16 protein-coding genes are annotated in these 24,287 nt (G+C 62.1%); 7 read left to right on the top strand and 9 right to left on the bottom strand.

Annotated features, from left to right (window positions below):
• The first annotated feature begins 90 nt into the window (after window positions 1-90).
• The 3 genes from BM438_RS00805 to BM438_RS00795 all read left to right on the top strand — a co-directional run bounded on the left by BM438_RS00805 (window position 91) and on the right by BM438_RS00795 (window position 4,171).
• The gene (locus BM438_RS00805; protein WP_093632474.1) at window positions 91-1,476 is read left to right on the top strand and encodes a collagen-like triple helix repeat-containing protein; all 1,386 of its coding nucleotides are present in this window, start codon (window positions 91-93) and stop codon (window positions 1,474-1,476) included.
• Window positions 1,477-1,725: 249 nt separating this feature from the next.
• Window positions 1,726-3,441 carry a ShlB/FhaC/HecB family hemolysin secretion/activation protein gene (locus BM438_RS00800; RefSeq protein WP_093632473.1) on the top strand — a complete coding sequence of 572 codons (1,716 nt, stop codon included), beginning with the start codon at window positions 1,726-1,728 and terminating at the stop codon, window positions 3,439-3,441.
• Window positions 3,442-3,685: 244 nt separating this feature from the next.
• Window positions 3,686-4,171 (top strand): DUF2147 domain-containing protein, encoded by a 486-nt coding sequence (locus BM438_RS00795; protein WP_093632472.1) that lies wholly within the window; start codon window positions 3,686-3,688, stop codon window positions 4,169-4,171.
• A gap of 148 nt (window positions 4,172-4,319) precedes the next feature.
• Here BM438_RS00795 and BM438_RS00790 read toward each other — a convergent pair whose 3' ends face one another.
• The 6 genes from BM438_RS00790 to typA all read right to left on the bottom strand — a co-directional run bounded on the left by BM438_RS00790 (window position 4,320) and on the right by typA (window position 14,191).
• Window positions 4,320-4,769: a transposase gene (locus tag BM438_RS00790; protein ID WP_167378274.1), complete on the bottom strand. Its 450-nt coding sequence runs from the start codon at window positions 4,767-4,769 to the stop codon at window positions 4,320-4,322.
• A gap of 162 nt (window positions 4,770-4,931) precedes the next feature.
• Window positions 4,932-6,029: a cell division protein ZapE gene (gene zapE, locus BM438_RS00785; protein WP_093632470.1), complete on the bottom strand. Its 1,098-nt coding sequence runs from the start codon at window positions 6,027-6,029 to the stop codon at window positions 4,932-4,934.
• Window positions 6,030-6,119: 90 nt separating this feature from the next.
• Entirely contained in the window at window positions 6,120-7,550 is a 1,431-nt protein-coding gene (gene lpdA / locus BM438_RS00780) for a dihydrolipoyl dehydrogenase (protein WP_093632469.1), read from the bottom strand.
• A gap of 140 nt (window positions 7,551-7,690) precedes the next feature.
• A complete protein-coding gene (gene odhB / locus BM438_RS00775; RefSeq protein WP_093632468.1) occupies window positions 7,691-8,977 on the bottom strand; it encodes a 2-oxoglutarate dehydrogenase complex dihydrolipoyllysine-residue succinyltransferase in 1,287 nt (428 codons plus the stop codon).
• Between the two features lie 152 nt (window positions 8,978-9,129).
• Window positions 9,130-11,991 (bottom strand): 2-oxoglutarate dehydrogenase E1 component, encoded by a 2,862-nt coding sequence (locus BM438_RS00770; protein WP_054034650.1) that lies wholly within the window; start codon window positions 11,989-11,991, stop codon window positions 9,130-9,132.
• A 373-nt stretch (window positions 11,992-12,364) separates the two neighbouring features.
• Entirely contained in the window at window positions 12,365-14,191 is a 1,827-nt protein-coding gene (gene typA / locus BM438_RS00765) for a translational GTPase TypA (RefSeq protein ID WP_093632467.1), read from the bottom strand.
• A gap of 318 nt (window positions 14,192-14,509) precedes the next feature.
• On the opposite strand from typA, the gene BM438_RS00760 reads away from it, so the two are divergent.
• The 4 genes from BM438_RS00760 to BM438_RS00745 all read left to right on the top strand — a co-directional run bounded on the left by BM438_RS00760 (window position 14,510) and on the right by BM438_RS00745 (window position 19,543).
• Window positions 14,510-15,025 (top strand): MarR family winged helix-turn-helix transcriptional regulator, encoded by a 516-nt coding sequence (locus tag BM438_RS00760; RefSeq protein ID WP_093632466.1) that lies wholly within the window; start codon window positions 14,510-14,512, stop codon window positions 15,023-15,025.
• A 49-nt stretch (window positions 15,026-15,074) separates the two neighbouring features.
• Window positions 15,075-16,598 (top strand): efflux transporter outer membrane subunit, encoded by a 1,524-nt coding sequence (locus BM438_RS00755; protein WP_093632465.1) that lies wholly within the window; start codon window positions 15,075-15,077, stop codon window positions 16,596-16,598.
• 76 nt (window positions 16,599-16,674) lie between these two features.
• A complete protein-coding gene (locus BM438_RS00750) occupies window positions 16,675-17,949 on the top strand; it encodes an EmrA/EmrK family multidrug efflux transporter periplasmic adaptor subunit (protein ID WP_200618550.1) in 1,275 nt (424 codons plus the stop codon).
• A 31-nt stretch (window positions 17,950-17,980) separates the two neighbouring features.
• Window positions 17,981-19,543, top strand: a complete 1,563-nt coding sequence (locus tag BM438_RS00745; RefSeq protein WP_093632463.1) for a DHA2 family efflux MFS transporter permease subunit — start codon at window positions 17,981-17,983, stop codon at window positions 19,541-19,543.
• Window positions 19,544-19,663: 120 nt separating this feature from the next.
• Here BM438_RS00745 and truB read toward each other — a convergent pair whose 3' ends face one another.
• The 3 genes from truB to infB form a co-directional block, all read right to left on the bottom strand.
• A complete protein-coding gene (gene truB / locus BM438_RS00740) occupies window positions 19,664-20,599 on the bottom strand; it encodes a tRNA pseudouridine(55) synthase TruB (protein WP_093632460.1) in 936 nt (311 codons plus the stop codon).
• 103 nt (window positions 20,600-20,702) lie between these two features.
• Window positions 20,703-21,068 carry a 30S ribosome-binding factor RbfA gene (rbfA, locus tag BM438_RS00735; protein WP_054034654.1) on the bottom strand — a complete coding sequence of 122 codons (366 nt, stop codon included), beginning with the start codon at window positions 21,066-21,068 and terminating at the stop codon, window positions 20,703-20,705.
• Between the two features lie 202 nt (window positions 21,069-21,270).
• Window positions 21,271-24,231, bottom strand: a complete 2,961-nt coding sequence (gene infB / locus BM438_RS00730; RefSeq protein ID WP_093632457.1) for a translation initiation factor IF-2 — start codon at window positions 24,229-24,231, stop codon at window positions 21,271-21,273.
• Between the last annotated feature and the right edge of the window lie 56 nt (window positions 24,232-24,287).

Here is a 24,287-nt window from a genome sequence, read left to right as displayed (position 1 = left end):
TGGATGAATTGAGCCGCGCCGCTCAGACACCCGTTGCACAGGCGCACGCAAACCACGCATACGACACCTAGAAGACACTGAGGAGCACCTATGTCCAGCCAACGTTTTTTTACTCTCCATGCGGCGTGCGCGACAGTGTCGTCGTTGCGCGCACCGCTGATCGCCGTTGCAGTCGCAGGCTTGCTCGCCGCGTGTGGCGGCAATGGCGTCACTGCGCCGCCGAGCGCATCCTCCGGCGGCGGCACTAGCGGCGGGGGTTCGACCAGCGGCGGCCCGACCACCAGCACGTCGTCGGGCACCACCGGCGTCGCCACCGCCGCCGCGCAGACGACCAAAGACCTCGGCAACACGATCGCCTCGCAGACCATCCCGGGCCTCAGCCCGCAGGTCACGCAAGGTCTCGGGAACGCGGTGTCGAGCACGAGCAGCACACTGAATTCACTCGCTGACGCAGTGAGCGGCGGCGTCGGACAAATCGGCACGACCTCCAATCCGGTCGGCACCACGGTCGCCGGACTCGGCTCGGTGGTCAGTTCGACAAGCGGCGTCGTGCAAGGTCTGAGCACCGCGGTCGGCGGCCTCGGCACCGGCAATCTCGCGCCGCTGTCGCCGCTCACCACGCCGCTGGCAACGGTTCTCTCCACCACCGCTGGCGCACTGAACGCCGGTGGCGTGACGCTCGGCAATTCGCTGGCCTCCGTGCCGGTGCAGCAGGTCACCCAGCCGATCAGCACCGCGATCACACCGATCGTGCAGACCGTCGGACTCGTGACGCAGACGGTCGGCACGCAGACCGGCCTCGGCGCGCCGGTAGGCGGCCTGCTCGCGCAAATCGGCGGCACGTTGAAATCGACCAGCACGCAAGTCGGCGCGGCAACCAACAACCCGCTCGGCGCAGACCTCGGCAACCTGGTCGGCTCGCTCGGCAACACGGTGACGAACGCCGGCGGCCTCGTCAATCCGAACGGCCCGAATGGCGCGAATCCGATTCCCGGCTTGATTACGAGCCTCGTCGGCAGCACCAATGTGGCGGTCGTCAATGGGCCGCCTGCCAACGGCAGCCCGTTCGGCCCGCTGCAAAACACGCTCGCGAGTCTCGGGCTCGGCAACAACCCGCTCGGCTCGGTGTCGACGCTGCTCGGCGGCACGCCGCTGGCCGGCCTGACCTCGGCATTGAATGGCACGCCCTTGAGCTCGCTGACTTCGGGCGGCTCGCCGCTGAGTTCGCTGACGTCGGTGCTGGGTGGCTCAGGTAGTGGATCGAATCCGTTGTCGACGCTGACTGGCGCGCTCTCCGGTGTCACCAGCAGCGCCTCGGGTAGCAACGGCAGCAATCCGCTCGCGCCGGTGACCGCCCTCGTCGGCCAATTGACCGGAACACTCAGCTCGGCGGCAGGTTCGACGAGCGGCTCGGGCAGTGCAACGGGCGGCTTGACGACACTGCTCGGCGGCCTGGTGCCGGTGAGCCATAAGTAGTCCGCATAAGTCGCTCGTTGATGCCGCGCATACAAGGCGTTCCGTTGGACGCCCCGTTATGCAAAGCGCATAAGCAGTCCGCGTCATCACGTGCTCCGCGCTTTGTGCAGCCAATGCTCAAGCCCCACGGAGCACGTGACGTAATACATGCAAGCATGGCAGTATGCGTCGAGCCACACATAAGCGATCGCGACCAGCCCGGCCAGGCGGCGCGTCCGCAAGACAAGAACGGCATACGAGGAAAATCCGATGAAACTCGGGTACGGTAGTAGTAGTAAATGGACCCTCCTGCTCGCGGCGATCGCGGCAAGCGGGATGCAAGTAGCAGCACACGCGCAGTCACGCCCAGCCGGCCCGACCGTCGGCGGCAATCCTCTCGATTCGCTGCCGCAGATCAAGGCGCCCGACAAGGGCCCGAACGTGACCATGCAGGTCACGCCGCAAGCGCCCCAGCTTCAGGAACTGCTCGCCCGCCATCTGACGCCTTCGAAGATTCAGGTCGAGGGCGTCAAGTCCATTCCGTTCGACGAAGTCGCGCAACGCTTCACGCCGCTCGTCGGCAAAGACACCACCATCGGCGATCTGATTCAGGTCGCCAACGGCGTGACGAAGCTGTATCAGGACCGCGGCTATGCGCTCTCGTTCGCGTTCATTCCCGCGCAGACGTTCGACGACGGCGTGGTGCGCGTGACGGTGGTCGAAGGCTACGTGTCCGCAGTCAAGGTGACGGGCAAGCCAGGCGCAGTCGAAGACAAGATTCGCGCGATCGCCGACCACATCGTTGCCGACCGGCCGTTGCGGCGCGCCACCTTTGAGCGTTACATCAACGTGCTAGGTCTGTTGCCCGGCGTGAAAGTCGCGGCCAACGTGGCGCCTCCGCAAAATACCGATGGCGCCACCACGCTCGAGTTGAACGTGGACCGCAAACCGTTCGACCTCAGCACAGGTATCGACTTCAATCACCCCGGCGTGCAAGGCCTGCTGACGGCCACCGAAAACGGCCTGACCGCGCTCGGCGAACAGCTGAGCGTGTCTGCGTTGCTGCCGAAGGGCCGCGACAACGTCACCTATCTCGCCGCGCACGCCACAGTGCCGATCGGCAGCAATGGGCTGACCGGGAAGATCGACGCGTCGCACTATCGCGGCAACCCCACCGACAATCCCGGCCTGCCCTCCTTTATCGAGCGCACGGTCATCAACGATAAGGTCGGCGGCTCGCTGGCGTATCCGATCCTGTTGAGCAACAAGCAGAGCGTGATCGGCACGGCCTCGGTCTATGCATCGCACGACGAAGATCGCTACAACAATCACGACACCGGCGCGCAAATCGGCTTTCGCTCACAGGTGCGGGTGCTGCAATTGCAGGCCGACTACACCAGCGTGGAAACCGGCCAGGTGCGCCGCGCGAGTATCAATGTGGCGAAGGCTTTCGATATCCTTGGTGCGTCGAAATCCGGCGACTCGAACGTTCCCGGCTCGCCGGTCACGAATCCGGCGTCGATCAACTTCGTGCGGACCGGTGCAAGCTTTTCGCAAACTAACGAGTGGCCACTGAAGATCGGCACCGCGGTTTCGTTGACCGGTCAGTACAGCGGCGTCTCGCTGCCCACGTCGGAACAGATCTCGTTCGGTGCGCAACGTTTTGCGCAGGGTTATGAACCGGGCGAAGCGTCGGGCGATTCGGGCTGGGGCGCAATGTTCGAAGTCAACCGGCCGTTCACGCCGGGTTTCACCTATCTGCGCACCTTCACACCGTACGTCTCGTTTGACATGGCGCGCGTGTATCTGCATGCAGGCACGCCCTCGCCGTCGAAGCTTTCATCGATTGCGTTCGGCTTCCGGATCTCGGACGCGAAGTATTACAGCCTGGATTTGTCGGTGGCCAAACCGATCGGCGATGCGCCGGTGGAGAGCGCGTCGCGCAGCCCACGCATCAACGCAACATTCTCGTATCAGCTGAACTGATGTTCGAAAGTGCCGCGTCCTGATTAGAGGTTCCACTATCAAACGACACGCGCACTTTCACGTATTCTGCGCTGACGGTATGCGGCCCGCGACACCCAGGCCGCACACGGCGGACACCGATGTGGCCGATTTGAATCTGAGAGGCAATACCAGGCATCACGGCAGCCGGCAACTGAAGACCGCCCGAGACGCCAATAACGCCGCGCGACCATGATCGCGCCGTCTTTAATCAAGGAGGAAGACAATGATGCAATTCACTCAACGCGCGCGCGCAATCGCGCTTCGCACAGCCAAACATGCCGCCCTCGCCGGCGTGCTGCTCGTTAGCGCCGTCACGGCAATGGCGCAGGCCGATTCCCCGGTCGGCATGTGGCAAACCATCGACGATCACACCGGCCAGCCCAAGGCACTCGTGCAAATTGCACAGGACGGCAGCGGCTCGCTGAGCGGCAAGGTGGTCAAGGGACTCAGCGCGAACGATCAACCGGATCGCCGCTGCACTGAATGCACGGACGCGCGCAAGGACCAGTTGATCCTCGGCATGACGATCATCAACGATATGAAAAAGGACGGTGACGGCTGGGATCACGGGCAAATTCTCGACCCGGAAAACGGCAAGGTCTACAAGTGCAAGATGCACCTGGAAGACGGTGGGAACAAGCTGGTGGTGCGTGGCTACATCGGCGTTTCGCTGCTGGGCCGCTCGCAGACCTGGATTCGCCAGCAGTAAGGAGCTTGCCGTTCAGGCGCCGATGCCTGACGCGCGAAGATAGTGTTCCATCAGGGCCGCATCTGCTGCCAGGATGGAACCAGAAGAAATGGCCGACGATCGCCATCGTGCGGCCGTTTTTTTGTTTGAGTCTGGCTGGTTGAAGTTGTCATGCAGCGTGCTTGAAGGGCGACGTATACGCGAACGGCGAAGACGGTAACGGCTTGACCGCTGCCGGACTGTACGCCGGAGGCGCTGCTGCGGGCACCTTTTCTGCGTCAACGCTTTTCTGTTCCGCGCTCACATGTGTGCGCATGCGCGCTTCCATCAGCTTGCAGAGTTCCTCGCTCGCTGCGCCGAACAACTGGTCCATGACGCGCTTGAGTACGCCGGACTCATACCATGCCTTGAAGCGGCGATGGCAGGTTTGATACGACGGATATTTGCGCGGCATAGCGGACCAGGTCGCGCCGCTATACATCACCCACAGCACGCCGTTGAGCACGGAGCGCGTGTTGGCGAGCGGCCGGCCACGCAGTTCGGAACGCGGACGCAGTTCAGGCAGCAACGGTGCAACACGTTGCCATTCTTCATCATTGATATCACGGTACGGATTCATGGCTTCTCCTTTGTCAGAACCATGACAAAGAAGATATCCAGTCGTCCGCGGGCGGAACATAAGACCAATCCGAATCTTGAAAATACGACTTCGGACTCCGCCACTTCGGCGAGCGGACCGTGATCTATCGCAAAAGCATTCGCGCCCGCATCACGCGGCGGCTTAAGTCAGCGACGTATCGACGATCCGGCGCGGCGCGTCGAGATATTCTTTCGATTGCATTTCGACGATGCGCGAGACCGTGCGCGCGAATTCGTTGGCCATCGGACCGTCGAGATACAGCTGATCGGGCGGCACCGCAGCCGACATCAGCAGTTTGACCTTGTGGTCATAGAACACGTCGATCAGCCAGGTGAAGCGACGCGCCTCCGAAGCCATACGCACCGACATCTGCGGCACGCCGGACAGGATCACAGCATGAAAACGGCTCGCCAGTTCAAGGTAATCGTTCTGCGAGCGTGGACCGCCGCAGAGCGTCGCAAAATCGAACCACACGACGCCGTCAGCGCGCCGAAGCGCCTTCAGCTCGCGCTTTTCAATGCGCAGAATTGGACTCTCATCAGGAACCGCGGCAAGGCGTGAAAACGCGTCACGCAACGCTTTATCCGAGGCTGCGCCGAGCGGCGCGTGATACACCTCGACCTGAGCCAGCGTGCGCTTGCGGTAGTCGATCCCCGCGTCGACATTGATCACGTCGAGCTTCGACTTGATCAGTTCGATTGCCGGCAGCATGCGGTCGCGATGCAGGCCGTCCGGATAGAGCGTGTCCGGGTCGTAGTTGGACGTCATCACGAATTGCACGCCGTTCTCGAACAGCTTGTCGAGCAGACGGTAGAGGATCATCGCGTCGGCGATATCCGAGACGTGGAATTCGTCGAAACAGATCAGCCGGTAGCGCTTGGCGATACGGCGCGCGAGTTCGTCGAGCGGATCGGCCGTGCCTTTCAGTTCTTCCAGTTCGCGATGCACCTCGCGCATGAACTCGTGGAAATGCAGGCGCGTTTTGCGCTGCACCGGCACGATCATGTAGAAGCTGTCCATCAGGAAGCTCTTGCCCCGCCCTACCCCGCCCCACATGTACACGCCGCGAGGCAGATCCGGGTGGATGATCAGTTTTTTGAACGCGTTCGAGCGGCGTGATTTGTACTCGACCCACTCGTCATAACACCGCTGCAGACGGTCGACCGCCGCGCGTTGCGCCGGGTCCGATTGATAACCCCGCGTCTGCAGTTCTTTTTCGTAGTATTCGGTGACGTTCATTGTGTTGCTGCAAAAAGAAAGGCGGGAGGGAGTGAACCCGCCCGCCTTCGTGGTGATGCCAGAGTTGCGTTCAGTCAGGCGTGCGCGTGATTACATATTCAGCGCGCGCTTGTCCACGGCCAAGGCCGCTTCGCGCATGACTTCCGACAGCGACGGGTGCGGATGGCAAATGCGGCCGATATCTTCCGACGCCGCCTTGAATTCCATCGCCACCACGGCTTCCGCGATCAGGTCCGATGCGTTTGCCGAGATGATGTGCACACCCAGCAGCTCGTCGGTCTTCGCGTCGGCGATCATCTTGACGAAACCATCCGCCTTGTTGATGCCCAGCGCGCGGCCGTTCGCCATGAACGGGAACTGGCCCGTCTTGACTTCGCGGCCTTCGGCCTTCAGTTGCTGCTCGGTCTTGCCGACCCACGCGATTTCCGGTTCGGTGTAGATCACCCACGGAATGCAGTTGTAGTCGATATGCGGCTTCTGACCATCGATGATTTCAGCAACCAGCACGCCTTCGTCTTCAGCCTTGTGCGCGAGCATCGGACCACGCACCACGTCGCCGATCGCGTACACGTTCGGCACAGCCGTTGCGCAGTGGTCGTCGACGTCGATGAAGCCGCGCTCGTTCGCCTTCAAACCAATGGCTTCGAGACCGAGGTTGTCGGTGTTCGGCACGCGGCCGATCGACACGATCAGGCGGTCAGCTTCGAGCGTTTGCGCGTTGCCGTCCTTGTCCGTGTAATTGATCGTCACGCTCTTGTCGGTAGTCTTGATTTCACCGACCTTCACGCCGACGTGAATGTCCAGACCTTGCTTCTTGAATTGCTTGGCGGCTTCCTTGGCGAGCGCCTGGTCAGCCGCGCCGAGGAATTCCGGCAGCGCTTCGAGCACGGTCACGTCCGCGCCAAGACGGCGCCACACGGAACCGAGTTCCAGACCGATCACGCCAGCGCCGATCACGGCGAGCTTCTTCGGCACTGAGTCGAACGTCAGCGCGCCTTCGTTGTCGGCGACGATCTTGTTGTCGACCGGAACGTTCGGCAGGTGACGCGCCTTCGAACCCGTTGCGATGATGACGTTCTTCGCCGTCACGACTTCGGTTTCGCCTTCGCCGCTGACTTCGATCTGCACGCCGGCGTCCGTCTTGCCGGTGAACTTGCCATGGCCCTTGAGCCACGTGATCTTGTTCTTGCGGAACAGGAATTCGATGCCCTTGGTCATCTTCTCGACGATGCCTTCCTTGCGGGCCAGCATCTTCGCGATATCGACCTGCACGTTTTCCACGCTAATGCCGTGGTCGGCGAGGTGATGCGATGCGTTTTCAAATTCTTCCGACGACGCGAGCAGCGCCTTCGACGGAATGCAGCCCACGTTCAGGCACGTGCCGCCGAGCTTCAGCGCGCCGGCCGGGTTCTTCCATTTTTCGATACATGCGACCGTCTTGCCGAGCTGCGCTGCGCGGATAGCGGCGATATAACCGCCGGGGCCGGCGCCGATCACGACGACGTCAAATTCTTTGGACATGACAATCCTTTTGATGACGGAGCGACGCGCGGCCACGCTTCGTGGCGCGCGTCGATCCAGTACTGCGGAATGCTAGAGACGTGCTGCTTATATGGCGTCGACTTGCGTGATGACAAGCCGGCGCCAGCCGAGGCCAGTGCTTACAGGTCGAGCAACAGGCGCGCCGGGTCTTCCAGCGCATCCTTCATTGCGACCAGCGACAGCACTGCTTCGCGACCGTCGATGATCCGGTGGTCGTACGACAGCGCCAGATAGTTCATCGGACGGATCACGATCTGGCCGTTCTCGACCACAGCGCGTTCCTTCGTCGCGTGCACGCCCAGAATGGCGGATTGCGGCGGGTTAATAATCGGGGTCGACAGCATCGAACCGAACACACCACCGTTCGAGATCGAGAACGTACCGCCCGTCATTTCTTCGATCGACAGCTTGCCGTCCTTGGCCTTCTGGCCGAATTCAGCAATCTTCTTCTCGATTTCAGCGAGGCTCAGCTGATCTGCGTTGCGCAGGATCGGCACCACCAGGCCACGCGGCGAACCGACCGCGATACCGATGTCGAAGTAGCCGTGATAGACGATGTCGTTACCGTCGATCGACGCGTTCACGAGCGGGAATTTCTTCAGCGCGTGAACAGCCGCCTTCACGAAGAACGACATGAAGCCCAGCTTCACGCCATGTTCCTTTTCGAACTTGTCTTTGTACTTGTTGCGCAGGTCCATCACCGGCGCCATGTTCACTTCGTTGAACGTGGTGAGGATGGCGTTGGTTTGCTGCGACTCGAGCAGACGCTCGGCAATACGCGCACGCAGACGCGACATCGGCACGCGTTGTTCCGGGCGGCCCTTCAGCCATTGGTCGGCCGATGCCGGCGCCTTGACGTCCGGCAGCGACGGCTTCGCAGCCTTCGGTGCGGCAGCCGGTGCCGGTGCAGCCTTTGCAGCCGGTGCCGGTGCGGCTTGACCCGCGGTCAGCACGTCACCCTTGGTGATGCGGCCGTCGCGGCCCGTGCCGGCGACGTCGCCCGCGCCCAGACCCTTCTCGGCCATCAGCTTGCCGGCAGCCGGCGAAGCAGCGGTGTTCGCACCCGTTGCGGATGCAGCCTGAGCGGCCGGTGCAGCAGCCGGTGCCGGTGCGGCGACCGGAGCCGGCTTCACTTCGGCTTCGACAGCAGCGGCGCCTGCCGTGCCTTCGGTATCGATCTTGGCGATCACCTGATCCGCAACGACGATGTCGCCGTCGTTCGAGATCACTTGTGCGAGCACGCCGGCGGAGGGCGCCGGCACTTCGAGGACGACCTTGTCGGTCTCGATTTCGATAAGAATTTCGTCTTGAGCAACAGCCTCGCCGGGCTTCTTCTTCCACTGCAGCATCGTGGCTTCCGAGACCGACTCGGAGAGCTGGGGAACCTTGACTTCAACAATAGCCATTATGAATATCCTGAATACGTATCGGGTGACGGCGCGCGATCTATGTACTCGACGACCGCCTGCGAACCATACTTGCCGGGAACAAACCACCATGTGGTGACTGAACGCGGCACGGGAAAGCGCAGCGCGCTTTCCCGGTTCGTCTGTTTTCCTTATTTAGCGATCGACGCGCTCTTGAGGCGGCCGAAAGCGCCTTCGATCAGCGCCTTCTGCTGCTCGTAGTGCTTCGCGTAGTAGCCGACTGCCGGCGAAGCCGAAGCCGGACGTCCGCTGTATGCCAGCTTCTGACCTTCCTTCATGCCTTCCTTCAGGTGGTGCTCGATGTAGAACCACGGGCCCTGATTCTGCGGCTCGTCCTGCACCCAGACCACTTCGGTCGCGTTGTCGTACTTCTTCATTTCCGCTTCGAACTGCTTATGCGCGAACGGATAGAGCTGTTCGATACGGATGATCGCGACGTCGTTCGACTTCGATTCACGGCGATGTGCCAGCAGGTCGTAGTACACGCGACCCGAGCAGGCCACCACGCGCTTGACCTTCTTCGGCTCGATCGCATCGTCGATTTCACCGAGGATCGGCTGGAACGCGCCCTTCGCCAGTTCGGACAGATCCGACACGGCTTCCTTGTGACGCAGCAGCGACTTCGGCGTAGCGACGATCAGCGGCTTGCGGAACAGGCGGATCATCTGACGACGCAACAGGTGGAAAATCTGCGCCGGCGTGGTCGGCTGAACGACCTGCATGTTGTGGTCTGCGCACAGTTGCAGGAAACGCTCGATACGTGCCGACGAGTGCTCCGGACCTTGACCTTCGTAGCCGTGCGGCAGCAGCATCGTGAGACCCGACACGCGGCCCCACTTCACTTCGCCCGACGAGATGAACTGGTCGATCACGACTTGCGCGCCGTTCACGAAGTCGCCGAACTGGGCTTCCCACGCGACGAACGTATTCGGTTCAGCGGTCGAGTAACCGTATTCGAAGCCCAGCACCGCTTCTTCCGACAGCACCGAGTCGATCACCGTGAACTTCGCCTGACCTTCGGCGATGTTCTGCAGCGGCACGTAGGTGCCGTCGTTCCAGCGTTCGCGGTTCTGATCGTGCAGCACCGCGTGGCGGTGCGTGAACGTGCCACGACCCGAGTCCTGACCCGTCAGGCGCACTGCGTAGCCCGATGCGACCAGCGATGCGAATGCCAGGTGTTCGCCCATGCCCCAGTCAAGCTTCGCTTCACCACGGCCCATCGCGCGACGGTCGTTGATGACGCGCTCGACCAGCGGGTGAACCTTGAAGTTTTCCGGGATCGTGGTCACGCGCTCAGCAAGGCGCTTCAACTCAGCCAGCGGCACTGCCGTGTCGGCTGCGTCGGTCCACTTGCGGTTCAGGAACGGAACCCAATCCACCGCGTACTTGCTCTTGTAGTTCGAGAGCACCGGGTCGACCGTGTGGTGGCCTTCGTCCATCGCCTTGCGGTAGGCCTTGACGAATTCGTCGCCCTCTGCCGCCGTGATCACGCCTTGTTGCACCAGCTTTTCAGCGTACAGTGCGCGCGTGCCCGGGTGCTTCGCAATCGTCTTGTACATCAGCGGCTGCGTGACAGCCGGCGTGTCCTGCTCGTTGTGACCCAGCTTGCGGAAGCAGACGATGTCGACAACCACGTCCTTGTGGAACTGCATCCGGAAGTCGATAGCCAGCTGCGTAGCCAGCACCACCGCTTCAGGATCGTCACCGTTCACGTGCAGCACCGGCGCCTCGATCATCTTGACGACGTCCGAGCAATACAACGTGGAGCGCGAGTCGCGCGGGTCCGACGTCGTGAAACCGATCTGGTTGTTGATGACGATGTGCAGCGTGCCGTGCGTGCCGTAACCGCGCGTTTGCGCGAGGTTCAGCGTTTCCATCACGACGCCCTGACCTGCGAAGGCCGCGTCGCCGTGGATCTGCACCGGCAGCACTTGCAGGCCGCTGTCGTCGCCGCGGCGATCCATACGGGCCTTCGCCGAACCTTCTACCACCGGGTTGACGATTTCGAGGTGCGACGGGTTAAACGCGAGCGACAGGTGAACCGGGCCGCCTTCGGTCGAAACGTCCGACGAGAAACCCTTGTGGTACTTCACGTCGCCGGCCGGCAGGTCGTCGACGTGCTTGCCTTCGAATTCGGCAAACAGGTCAGCCGGCATCTTGCCGAGCGTATTGACCAGCACGTTCAGACGGCCACGGTGGGCCATGCCGATGACGATTTCCTGTACGCCGTTGGCGCCGCCATGACGCACGACTTCGTCCATCGAGGCGATGAAGCTTTCGCCGCCTTCGAGCGAGAAGCGTTTCTGGCCGACGTACTTGGTGTGCAGGAAGCGCTCGAGACCTTCAGCGGCCGTCAGGCGATTCAGGATGTGCTTCTTCTTTTCATTGGAGAAGTTCGGGGTCGAACGGATCGACTCGAGCTTCTCTTTCCACCAGCGCTTCTGTTCCGGATCGCTGATATACATGTACTCGGCGCCGATCGTGCCGCAGTACGTGTCACGCAGGGCCTTGACGATCTCGCGCAGCGAAGCACGCTCGAATCCGAAATACAGATTCGTGGCGCTGAACTCCTGGTCCATGTCGGCTTCGGTGAAGTCGTAGAACGCGGGTTCGAGTTCGGGGATAGCGGGACGTTCGCGGCGCTTCAGGGGATCGAGATTGGCCCATTGCGAGCCGAGGAAGCGATATGCGCCGATGAGGGACTGCACATAGACTTGCTTGCGGGAGGTAGCGAGATCTTCGCCGCCGGCCGCCGTGCGCGGGATGAAGGCATTAGCCTTGGCCCGTTGCGCAAACGATTCGACGATCGGGCCATGGGCCACGTCGTTGGCATTGCTGCCATCCGATGCAGGGACGTTCTGCAACGCGTCGAAATAGCTGCGCCAGTTCTCGGGCACTGACGCCGGATTATCGAGATACGCTTCGTACATTTCTTCTACGTACGGAGCATTGCCGCCGAACAGATAAGAGTTCGACTGGAATTGCTTCATCATTTTTACGCTCACCTTTCTTCGAGTTTCTCGAGAAATAGCGGGTTACAGAACCTTCCGCGACACGGCCTGACCGTTTAGCGGATTGCGCGAATCAAGTCTTGCTTGGAAGGACCTAAAACTTTGCACCCGGGGAGCATATCACAGAACGGATAGTGCAGATAGCAGACGGACTGGCGCTCAAGCCTTTTACGACGGGCTTTCGGCCGGTTTTACAGGACCCGCAACAGACTTCTGCGAAAAACGGGGACAAACACGACAAACAGGCAGCCAACCGCGAACAATTGCACGCAACGCGAATGGGGCGCCAGAAATGACAAAAGCCACCCGAAGGTGGCTTTTGCCTGACAGCACGCCAGTTAAGGCCGATGCTGACTTAGTCCACTGCGCCCTTACGGCTGGCGCTGCGGCGCTCGTGTTCCTTCAGGTAACGCTTACGCAGACGGATGGACTTCGGCGTGACTTCGACCAGTTCGTCGTCGTCGATGAATTCAACCGCGTATTCCAGCGACATCTGGATCGGCGGCACGAGGCGCACCGCTTCGTCCGTACCCGACGAACGCACGTTGGTCAGTTGCTTGCCCTTGATCGGGTTCACAACCAGGTCGTTGTCACGGCTGTGAATGCCGATGATCATGCCTTCGTACAGCGGCTCGCCCGGCGACACGAACATACGGCCGCGATCCTGCAGCTTCCACAGTGCGTACGCCACTGCCGCGCCGTCGTCCTGCGAAATCAGCACGCCGTTACGACGCTCGCCGACACCACCTTCCCGGACCGGCTGGTACGAGTCGAACGTGTGGCTCATCAGACCCGTGCCGCGCGTCAGCGTCAGGAATTCACCCTGAAAACCGATCAGCCCACGCGCCGAAATACGATACTCGAGACGCGTACGGCCACGGCCGTCCGACGCCATGTCGAGCATTTCGCCCTTGCGGCGGCCCAGCTCTTCCATCACGCCACCCTGGTGGCCGTCTTCCATGTCGACCGTCAGGTTTTCATACGGCTCGTGCTTCACGCCGTCGACTTCCGTCATCACCACGCGCGGACGCGACACGGCCAGCTCGTAGCCTTCACGACGCATGTTTTCGACCAGAATGGTCAGGTGCAGCTCGCCGCGGCCTGCCACTTCAAACGTGGTTTCGTCGCCCGTTTCTTTCACGCGCAGCGCCACGTTGTGGTTCAGTTCCTTCATCAGGCGGTCGCGAATCTGACGGCTCGTGACGAACTTGCCTTCGCGGCCGGCCAGCGGCGACGAATTGACGAGGAAGTTCATCGTCAGGGTCGGTTCGTCGACGGTGATCATCGGCAGCGCTTCCGGTTGTTCCGGTGCGCAGATGGTCACGCCGATGCCGATTTCTTCGATACCGTTGATCAGCACGATGTCGCCGGCTTCAGCCGAATCGACCTGCACGCGCTCGAGACCCTTGAACGACAGGACCTGATTGATCTTGCGGTTCAGGATCGCGCCGTCGGGGCCCGAACGCACGGCGACGGCCATGCCCGGCTTGATCGTGCCGCGCGTGATGCGGCCGACGCCGATACGGCCAACGTACGACGAATAATCCAGCGACGTGATCTGCAGTTGCAGCGGCGCCGACGGATCAGCCGGGCGGACCGGCACGTGTTCCAGCACGGCTTCGAACAGCGGACGCATGTCGCCTTCGCGCACGTCCGGCGTCAGGCCGGCGTAGCCGTTCAGACCCGATGCGTAGACGATCGGGAAATCGAGTTGTTCGTCAGTTGCACCCAGCTTGTCGAACAGGTCGAAGGTCTGGTTGATCACCCAGTCGATCCGCGCGCCCGGGCGGTCGACCTTGTTGATCACGACGATCGGCTTGAGACCGAGCGCCAGCGCCTTCTTGGTCACGAAGCGCGTTTGCGGCATCGGGCCTTCCACCGCATCGACCAGCAGCAGCACCGAGTCGACCATCGACAGCACGCGCTCCACTTCACCGCCGAAGTCGGCGTGGCCCGGCGTGTCGACGATGTTGATGTGCGTACCTTCGTACTCGACCGCGCAGTTCTTCGAAAGAATCGTGATGCCACGTTCCTTTTCGATGTCGTTCGAGTCCATCACGCGCTCGACAACCGCCTGGTTGTCGCGGAAGGTAGCGGTTTGGCGGAGGAGCTGGTCGACGAGCGTGGTCTTGCCGTGGTCGACGTGGGCAATGATGGCGATATTGCGTAGGGCGCGAGTCATAGGAACCTGGAGACAGTTGAGTGCGCCAGCAGCAGCATTGTGTACGAAGCCAACAAAGCCCAAAGCGCACTTTTGGGAACCCAACATTATAGCACGCCCAAATGAAGCTTTCTGGTATTCCCTGATAGCTCCATCGCCTTCCACGCAGCGCTGCCTAAGAAACAGTCCCACACGGCTTCGGCGAAATCCTACGCAAATCCACGCGGATTGTGCCTTGAGGCGGAAAAGTTCCTTGCCTAAGCTGTAATAACGCTTGCCGCGTCAATCAACCGCTGTCTATAATCCTGCCTAGTCAACCATTGCATTCGCACGAGAATCATGACGGATCCGTCCTCAACACCCAGCTCAGAGATCAGCGAGTATCAGTTGGGCGAAAGCGTCGGCTATTTGCTCTCGCGAGTGAAATCGACCATGTCGAACCTGGTCACACAGCGCAGCATGGCCGAGTTGGGCATCACCAGCCAGCAAGGCAGCATCCTGTTCATGGTGGCGAGCGGCAAGTGCCTGCTGGCGGCCGAACTGGCGCGCGAATACGGCATCGACGCAAGCGCCGTCACGCGTCTGGTCGACCGGCTGGAAAAACGCGGCCTGCTGACAAGAGTGCGCAGCAACGAGGACCGGCGGGTCGTGCGACTCGCGCTGACCCCGGAAGGCCATGCGATCGCGGCCAAAATGCCGGCCATTTTCAACGGCGTGCTGGACAACCTGCTGGGCGGCTTCACCCCCGAAGAAGTGGGTTTTCTGAAGAGCATGCTGCGCCGCGTACTCATCAATTCCGGCGAACAAACGGGACTAACCCGTGATGCAGCAAGCAATTTTGACAGCAAATCGTAATAAATTGCTTGCAGCGTCCATCATTACATTCCACTCAAAGAGTCGAGCGATGAAATCCCTTTCCCTGTCCGCGCCCGCACTTTCGAGCCGGGCCGCTGTCGCCGCCGCGGTGACGGCGCTCGTCCTCACGGGGTGCGCGAACTACTTCGGCATGAAGAGCGACAAGCAGATCTCGTCGCCGGCTCAGTACGAGTCCACCCAGAGCCTGCCGGGCCAAGGCGGCCAGTGGCCGTCGCTCGATTGGGCCAACCAGTTCGGTGACCCCCAACTGCCGAAGCTGATCGCGGAAGCGCTGGAAGGCAGCCCCTCGATCGCGCAGGCGCAGGCTCGCCTCGCCAAGGCTTCGTCCTACATTGAAAGCTCGCGCTCGGCGCTGTATCCGAAGGTCAACGGCAGCTACTCGTGGACCCGCGAGCTGTTCTCGGCGAATGCGCTCTACCCGCCTCCGTACGGCGGCACCTGGTATAGCGAGAACAACGTGCTGGCGAGCGCGTCGTGGGATCTGGACCTGTGGGGCAAGAACCGCCAGCGTCTGGGCCAGGCCGTGTCACAGGAAAAAGCCGCTGAAGCCGACATGCAGCAGGCGCGCGTCACGCTCGCCTCCTCCGTGGCGAGCACCTATAACCAGCTCGCCCAGTTGTACGCATTCCGCGACATCGCCGCGCGCGAAATCGCCAACCGCCAGGACATCAGCCGCATCACCAATGGCCGCGTATCCGCCGGGCTCGACACCAACGTCGAACGGGAAACCGCGAACGGCAACATCGCGACCAGCCAGGCGAACCTGACCGATCTCGACGGCCAGATCACCGTGGCGCGCTATCAGTTGGGCGCGCTGCTAGGCAAGGGTCCGGATCGTGGCTTGCAGATCGCCAAGCCGCTTCTTACCACCGGTGACACGGTAGCGCTGCCGAACAATCTGCCGGCCGACCTAGTGGCGCGTCGCGCGGATATCGTCGCCGCACGCTGGCAGGTCGAAGCCGCGATGCACGACGTGAAGGAGGCGAAGGCCGAGTTCTTCCCGGACGTCAACCTCGCCGCCGGTTTCGGTTTCGATGCGTTCGGCTGGGGCCGTTTCCTCAAGTCGGGCAGCCGTCAGATGCAATTCGGTCCGGCGATTCACCTGCCGATCTTCGACGCTGGCGCGCTGCGCTCGCAGTTGAAGGGGCGCTACGCGGACTTCGACCTCGATGTGGCGGACTACAACCAGACGCTGATCAATGCGCTCTCGGATGTCGCGACGCAAGTGTCGTCGATCCGTTCGATCGACCAGCAATCGGGCGACGCACAGCGCGCGCTCGACGCGTCGACCAAGGCCTATCAGCTGGCGGTGATCCGCTACAAGGCCGGTTTGTCGCCGCAGTTGCAGGTGCTGACCGCCGACCAGAACCGCCTTGCCGCCGAACAGACGGTAACGGGCCTGAAGATGCGCCGCCGCGATCTGCAGATCGGCCTCATCAAGGCGCTCGGTGGCGGTTTCGACGCCACGCAAACCGGCCTCGTGGTGCCGACCGATGCCCCGGCACCGGCCGCCGCCGCATCGGCCACCGCTGCGACCGCCGCTGCAAACTGAAGCCACATCGACGCGACCCACACTCGCATAAACATCCGAATAAACGACGACGCTTGAGAGAACCCGGAGCACATCAATGAGCACCACCCAACAGCCCGCGGCTACTACACAGCCGACTCAGCAGCCGGCCCCGCAGCCGACTCAACCGGCACAACCGCCGGCGAACAACGGCAAACGCAAGCGCATGATGACGCTGCTCGTCATCGTGATCCTGATCGCCGCGGTCGCCTACGGCCTGTACTACTTCCTCGACGCACGCTTCCATGAGGACACCGACGACGCCTACGTGAACGGCAACGTCGTGCAGATCACGCCGCAGGTCACCGGCACGGTTGTCGCCGTGAACGCAGACGACACGCAGACCGTGAAGGCCGGCGACCCACTCGTCGTGCTCGATCCGGCCGACGCGCGCGTCGCCCTCGAACAGGCCGAAGCGAATCTCGCGCAGACGGTGCGTCAGGTGCGCGGCCTGTTCGCCGACGACAACCAGTACCAGGCGCAAGTTGCCCAGCGCCAGTCCGATCTGTCGCGCGCCCAGGACGACCTGAAGCGCCGCCTGACAGTCGCGCAAACCGGCGCCGTGTCAGCGGAAGAAATCTCGCACGCCCGCGACGCCGTGAAGAGCGCGCAAGCCTCGGTCGACGCCGCTGAGCAACAACTGGCGTCAAACCGCGCGCTGACTGCCAACACCACGATCGCCAATCACCCGAACGTGCAGGCTGCCGCTGCGAAGGTCCGCGACGCGTATCTGGCCAACGCGCGTAACAACCTGCCGGCGCCGGTCACGGGCTACGTTGCGAAGCGCTCGGTGCAGGTCGGCCAGCGCGTCTCGCCGGGCACCCCGCTGATGGCTATCGTGCCGCTGGGCGGAGTGTGGGTCGATGCGAACTTCAAGGAAGTGCAATTGAAGCACATGCGCATCGGCCAGCCGGTCGAGTTGACGGCCGACGTGTACGGTTCGTCGGTGGTGTTCCACGGCAAGGTGGTTGGCTTCTCGGCGGGTACGGGTTCGGCGTTCTCGCTGCTGCCCGCGCAGAACGCAACCGGCAACTGGATCAAGGTGGTCCAGCGTCTGCCGGTGCGGATCGCGCTCGACCCGCAGGAACTTGAAAAGCATCCGCTGCGTATCGGCCTGTCGATGCAAGCCGACGTGAGCATCAAGGACGACCAGGGCGGCCAGCTTGGCCAGGCGCCGAACACGGTTTATCAGACCAACGTGTTCGACAAGTACGGCGACCAGGCGGATGCGGAAATCGCCCGCATCATTTCGGAGAATGCAGGTCCGAACGGCGGCTCGCAGAAGTCGGCTCAAGCTGGCGGCGCTACCAAGGCCGCCGCGAAGCTGATGTAAGCGGCGCGACGATTCATAGAAGGCTTTTTTAATGGCTCAGGCTCAGGCGCAAGTCCCTCATCCGCCGCTCGAGGGCGCGCAACTGGTGATCGGCACCATCGCGGTGTCGCTCGCCGTGTTCATGAACGTGCTCGACACGTCGATTGCGAACGTGTCGATCCCGTCCATTTCAGGCGACCTCGGTGTGTCGTCCGACCAGGGCACATGGGTGATTACGTCGTTCGCGGTGGCAAACGCGATCTCCGTGCCGCTGACCGGCTGGCTCACCGATCGTATCGGCCAGGTGCGCCTGTTCATGGCGTCGATCATCCTGTTCGTGATCTCGTCGTGGATGTGCGGTCTCGCCCCCACTCTGCCGTTCCTGCTGGCCTCGCGCGTGCTGCAAGGCGCCGTCGCCGGCCCGATGATTCCGCTGTCGCAAACGCTGCTGCTCGCGAGCTATCCACGCGCCAAGGCGCCGATGGCTTTGTCGATGTGGGCGATGACCACGCTGATCGCACCGGTGGCCGGGCCGATTCTTGGCGGCTGGATCTCGGACAACATCTCGTGGCCGTGGATTTTCTACGTCAACATTCCGGTCGGTGCGATCGCCGCGGTGGCAACGTGGACGATCTTCCGTAATCGCGATTCTGTCGTCAAAAAGGCGCCGATCGACGGCGTCGGCCTCGGTCTGCTGATCCTCTGGGTCGGCTCGTTGCAGGTGATGCTCGACAAGGGCAAGGATCTCGACTGGTTCTCGTCGACCACCATCGTCGTGCTGGCGCTGGTTGCGGTGATTTCGCTCGCGTTCTTCATTGTGTGGGAATTGACGGCCGAGCATCCGGTGGTCGACCTGTCGCTCTTCAGCCGGCGCAATTTCACGAGCGGTACGATTGCGTTGTCGATCGGCTACGGACTCTACTTCGGCAACCTCGTGTTGCTGCCGTTGTGGCTGCAAACCGATATCGGCTACACCGCCACCGAAGCAGGTCTCGTGATGGCGCCGGTCGGCCTGTTCGCCGTGCTGCTGTCGCCGATCACCGGCAAGGTGTTGCCGCGTACCGATCCGCGCTATATCGCGACCTTGTCGTTCCTCGTGTTTGCGCTGTGCTTCTGGATGCGCTCACGTTATACGACTGGCGTCGATACTTATTCGCTGCTCATGCCCACGTTGATTCAGGGGATCGGCATGGCCGGGTTCTTCATCCCGCTGGTGTCGATCACGTTGTCGGGTTTGCCGGGCAACCGGATTCCGGCGGCGTCGGGCTTGTCGAATTTCGTGCGGATCATGTGCGGCGGTATCGGCACGTCGATTTTCCAGACCGCGTGGGATCACCGCACCATCATGCATCATGCGCAACTGGCCGAACAGGCGAGTGCGTACAACCCGGTGTTCGATCAGTCGATCCGGCAGATGGGTGCGGCGGGCTTCAGTCAGCCGCAGGCATATGGTCTGTTCAATACGATGGCGACGCAGCAGGCCGCGCAGTTGGGCGTGAACGATCTGTTCTTTGTATCGGCGGGGATCTTTGTCGCACTGATCGCGCTGATCTGGATGGCAAAGCCTGAACGCGCCGGCGGTGATGCAGGTGCGGCAGCTGCGGCGGCGCATTGAGGTTCTGGTTTTATTAGTCCGCGACGCGAGCTGTATGTATGTAATAAAAGGCGGGGCCGCTGGTGAGCGGTCCCGCCTTTTTTGTTGCTGCTGCTGACGAGGCGGCGCTTAAGTTCCGCGTTAGCTCGCTGCGGTAACCACGAGCCGTTCCGGCGCCAGCACGCCCTCGCCTTGCTTCGCGACGCCAAGCAGACGACCGTCCGCTGCATACACGCGTACGCGCGGCGCATTCACCGCATCGCCGACAATGGTCAACTCGGAGAGCTTCAGGCGTTGCCCATGCAGGAAGCGACGGGTCGCGTCTTCGTCCAGCGTGACAAGCGGGAACGTGGACAACAACGCATCGACCGGTTGCAGCCACGTATCGCGCTCGCTCTCCGTCGCATCGGACAACGCGTCGAGCGTCACCGAATTCTCCAGCGTCAGCGCGCCGACACCGGTACGCCGCAGCGCGACCAGATGCGCACCACAACCCAGCGCTTCACCGATATCCTCAGCAAGCGTGCGCACATAGGTGCCTTTGCTGCACGTCACGCGAAACGTCACGTCGGGCAACGCGCAGGCAAGCATCTCGAGCGCGTGAATCGTCACCTGACGCCCTTCGCGCTCCACCGTCTGGCCGGCGCGCGCGTATTCGTATAGCGGCTTGCCGTCGCGCTTGAGCGCCGAGTACATCGGTGGGACCTGAACGATGTCGCCGAGAAATTTCTGCATGGCCGCCTCTACCGCGGCCTGATCGCACGTCACGTCGCGCGTGTCGATGGCTTCGCCTTCGGCGTCGCCGGTGGTCGTGCGGATACCGAGGCGCATGGTCGCCTCATAGGTCTTGTCGGCTTCGAGCAGGTCTTGCGAAAACTTGGTCGCTTCGCCGAAACACAGCGGCAAAAGACCGGTGGCAAGTGGATCGAGCGTGCCTGTGTGGCCCGCCTTTTTCGCCAGGTAGAGACGCTTCGCGCGAATCAGCGCGTCGTTGCTCGACAGGCCGAGCGGTTTGTCGAGCAGCAGTACGCCGTCGAGCGCGCGACGCGGCACGCGGGGGCGTTGAGGTGCGGTCATGTCAGAAAGACAGAGTCTTCGAAGTGTACGGAAACAGCGCCAAATGAGCTGCAACTGACGCAGCGCAGCCCGGAACGCGGAGAACAACGTTCAACCCGCGCGCTCAGTCTTCTTTCGCGCGATTGGCATTCGCCTCGTCGATCAGACGGGACATTTCGACGGCCCGTTCGATCGTCTGGTCGTAATGGAAATGCAGCGTCGGCACGGTATGGATGTGCAGGCGCTTGAACAGCTGATTGTGCAGATGGCCGGCCGCGTGGTTGAGCGCTTCGAGCGTCTGCTGCGGGTCGCCGGTTAGCGTCGTGAAGTAGACCTTCGCGTGTGCGTAGTCGGGCGTCAACTCGACACTTTGAATCGTGACGAGGCCGATGCGCGGATCCTTGACCTCGCGCAGCAGCTCGGACAGGTCACGCTGGATCTGATCGGCGATCTGCACGTTGCGATTGGGAGAAGAACGTTTTTTAGGCATGGTGTTTGTGTGCTCCGTTCTGACGGATGCAATAAAGTTGTTCGCGCGAACCGAGGTGGTGATTGCCCGGACGGCAATGAGCGGCTTGATAGCGACTGCAAGCCACCGCGGGGCGCAATACGCGACAAATGCGCGGGCCCAAAGACAACGGGCGAAGCGGGCGCTTAAGCCCGCTCCGCCCGTTGAGCCAATGCCGCGTGAATTACAGCGTACGCGCGACTTCGGTAACTTCGAAGACTTCGAACTGATCGCCTTCGACGATATCGTTGAAGTTCTTGATCGACATACCGCACTCGAAGCCCTGACGGACTTCCTTGACGTCGTCCTTGAAGCGCTTGAGCGAATCGAGCTCGCCCGTGAAGATGACGACGTTGTTGCGCAGCACGCGCACCGACGACGAGCGCTTGACGAAACCGTCCGTGACCATACAGCCGGCCACCGCGCCGATCTTCGGTACCTTGAAGACCTGACGCACTTCGACCGTACCCGTCACGACTTCGCGCTTCTCCGGTGCCAGCATGCCCGACATCGCAGCCTTCACTTCATCCACTGCGTCATAGATGATGTTGTAGTAGCGAATATCGACGCCGTTGGTTTCCGCCAGCTTGCGCGCCTGTGCATCAGCACGGGTGTTGAAGCCGATGATGACCGCCTTCGAAGCCGTAGCCAGGTTGACGTCCGACTCGCTGATGCCGCCGACAGCGCCGTGCACGATCTGCACACGGACTTCGTCGGTCGACAGCTTGAGCAGCGACTGCACCAGAGCTTCCTGCGAACCTTGCACGTCGGCCTTGACGATGAGCGGCATGTACGCCACTTCGCCTTCGCCCATCTGCTCCAGCATGTTCTCGAGCTTCGCGGCCTGTTGCTTGGCCAGCTTGACGTCGCGGAACTTGCCTTGACGGAACAACGCGACTTCACGCGCCTTGCGGTCGTCCGGCATGACGATGACTTCTTCGCCCGCTTGCGGCACTTCCGACAGACCTTGAATCTCAACCGGGATCGACGGGCCTGCCGACTTGGTCGGCTTGCCGGTTTCGTCGAGCATGGCTCGCACGCGACCGTAAGCGCTACCTGCCAGCACCACGTCGCCGCGGTTCAGCGTACCCGACTGGACCAGGATCGTTGCAACCGGACCCTTACCCTTATCGAGCTTCGCTTCGATAACGAGACCCTTGGCCGGCGCTTCGACCGGTGCCTTCAGCTCCAGCACTTCGGCTTGCAGCAGCACGTTTTCGAGCAGGTCGTCGATGCCCGCGCCGGTTTTAGCCGACACCGACACGAACGGCGAATCGCCACCATATTCTTCCGGCACGACGCCTTCCGCGACGAGTTCCTGCTTGACGCGCTCCGGATTCGCATCCGGCTTGTCGATCTTGTTGATCGCGACGACGAGCGGCACGCCGCCTGCCTTCGCGTGGGCAATCGCTTCCTTCGTTTGCGGCATCACGCCGTCGTCGGCTGCGACCACCAGAATCACGATGTCGGTTGCCTTCGCACCGCGAGCACGCATGGCCGTAAATGCTTCGTGGCCCGGCGTATCGAGGAACGTAATGACACCGCGCGGCGTTTCGACGTGATACGCGCCGATGTGCTGCGTAATCCCGCCCGCTTCACCCGCTGCAACCTTGGCGCGGCGAATGTAGTCGAGCAGCGAGGTCTTGCCGTGGTCGACGTGACCCATGACCGTGACGACCGGCGGACGCGGCAGTGCTTCTGCGTCCGTGATCTCGCCTTCGACCAGCATGGCTTCCGGATCGTCCAGCTTGGCGGCAACCGCGTGGTGGCCCAATTCCTCGACGATGATCATCGCCGTTTCCTGGTCCAGCATCTGGTTGATCGTGACCATCTGGCCGAGCTTCATCATCGACTTGATGACCTCCGATGCCTTCACCGCCATCTTGTGCGCCAGATCGGCGACCGTGATGGTTTCCGGCACGTGCACTTCACGCACGATCGGTTCGGTCGGCGCCTGGAACGTGGTGTTCTGATCCTGATGCTTGCCGCGGCCCTTCGGGCCGCCGCGCCAGCCGCGATCGACACCGCCGCTCGAATCGCCACGCGTCTTGATACCGCGGCGCTTCGCTGCGTCGTCCTGCCAGCCGCCCTTGCCACCGCCCGGCTTCTTCTTGTCGCCAGCCGACGGCGTGGTCGTTGCAGCCGGAGCCGCAGCAGCCGGCTTCTTGGCGGCCGGACGTGCCGGTGCTTCACCCGCCGGACGCGCCGGCTTGTGCAGCGTGCCCTTGGCTTCCACCGGCTTGGCCGGCTCAGCGGGCTTCGGTGCCGGTTCCGGCGCCTTGACCTGCGCCTTGCGCGGCGTGTTCATCATTTCGCGAATCGCACGTGCTTCGGCTTCTGCCGCCGCACGGCGCTTGCTGACTTCTTCCTGCTCGGCGCGCGTTTTCTCGGCGGCCTGACGCGCTGCGTCTTCCGCTTTCTTCGCTGCTTCGCGTTGAGCTGCGCGTTCTGCCGCGGCGCGCTCGTCGTCCTGCTCGCTTTCCTTGGCAGCCGCCGGTTCTGCAGCCTTGGCCGCAACCGGTTCAGCCTTCGCCGCCTTGGCGGCCTGCGCCGGCTGGGCAGCCTGAGCCTGTTCGCGAGCCGCCGCTTCGGCCGCAGCCGCTGCGCGCTTCTTCGCCGCTTCTTCTTCCGCACGACGACGCTCGGCTTCAGCAGCCTGCTCGCGCGCCTGACGTTCGGCTTCTTCGCGCTCGAGCTGTTCCTGACGCGCCTTCAACTCCTGAGCCTGCTTTTCGAGCAGCTCGGCTTCGTGACGAGCTTCCTCTTCACGACGCTGGAGTTCGAGATCGTCTACATCAGCTTCGGCCACATGATTCGATGCATCCCCGCCTTCAGCGGAGGATTCGTCGCGGCGGACGAAAGTGCGCTTCTTACGCACCTCGACCTGAATGGTGCGAGCTTTGCCCGTCGCGTCGGATTGCTTGATCTCCGACGTATGCCGTTTCGTCAGCGTGATCTTGCGCTTGTCCGCATCAGTCGAGCCGTGAGACTTGCGCAAGTGGTCGAGCAGACGCGCCTTGTCCGTTTCGGACAAGCTGTCGTCTTCGCTCGCTTTCGTGACGCCTGCTGCCTGAAGCTGCTCAAGGAGCACGCCTGCAGGCATTTTCAGTTCCGCGGCAAATTGGGCTACGTTGTTACTCGCCATTCATTCCTCTTAATGCAAGGACCGATTCCTTGCGGTTAGCATCTTGTCATGCGGCC

The organism is Paraburkholderia aspalathi (assembly GCF_900116445.1).
GTDB classification, from domain to species: domain Bacteria; phylum Pseudomonadota; class Gammaproteobacteria; order Burkholderiales; family Burkholderiaceae; genus Paraburkholderia; species Paraburkholderia aspalathi.
This window is presented reverse-complemented; position numbering and strand designations above follow the sequence as displayed.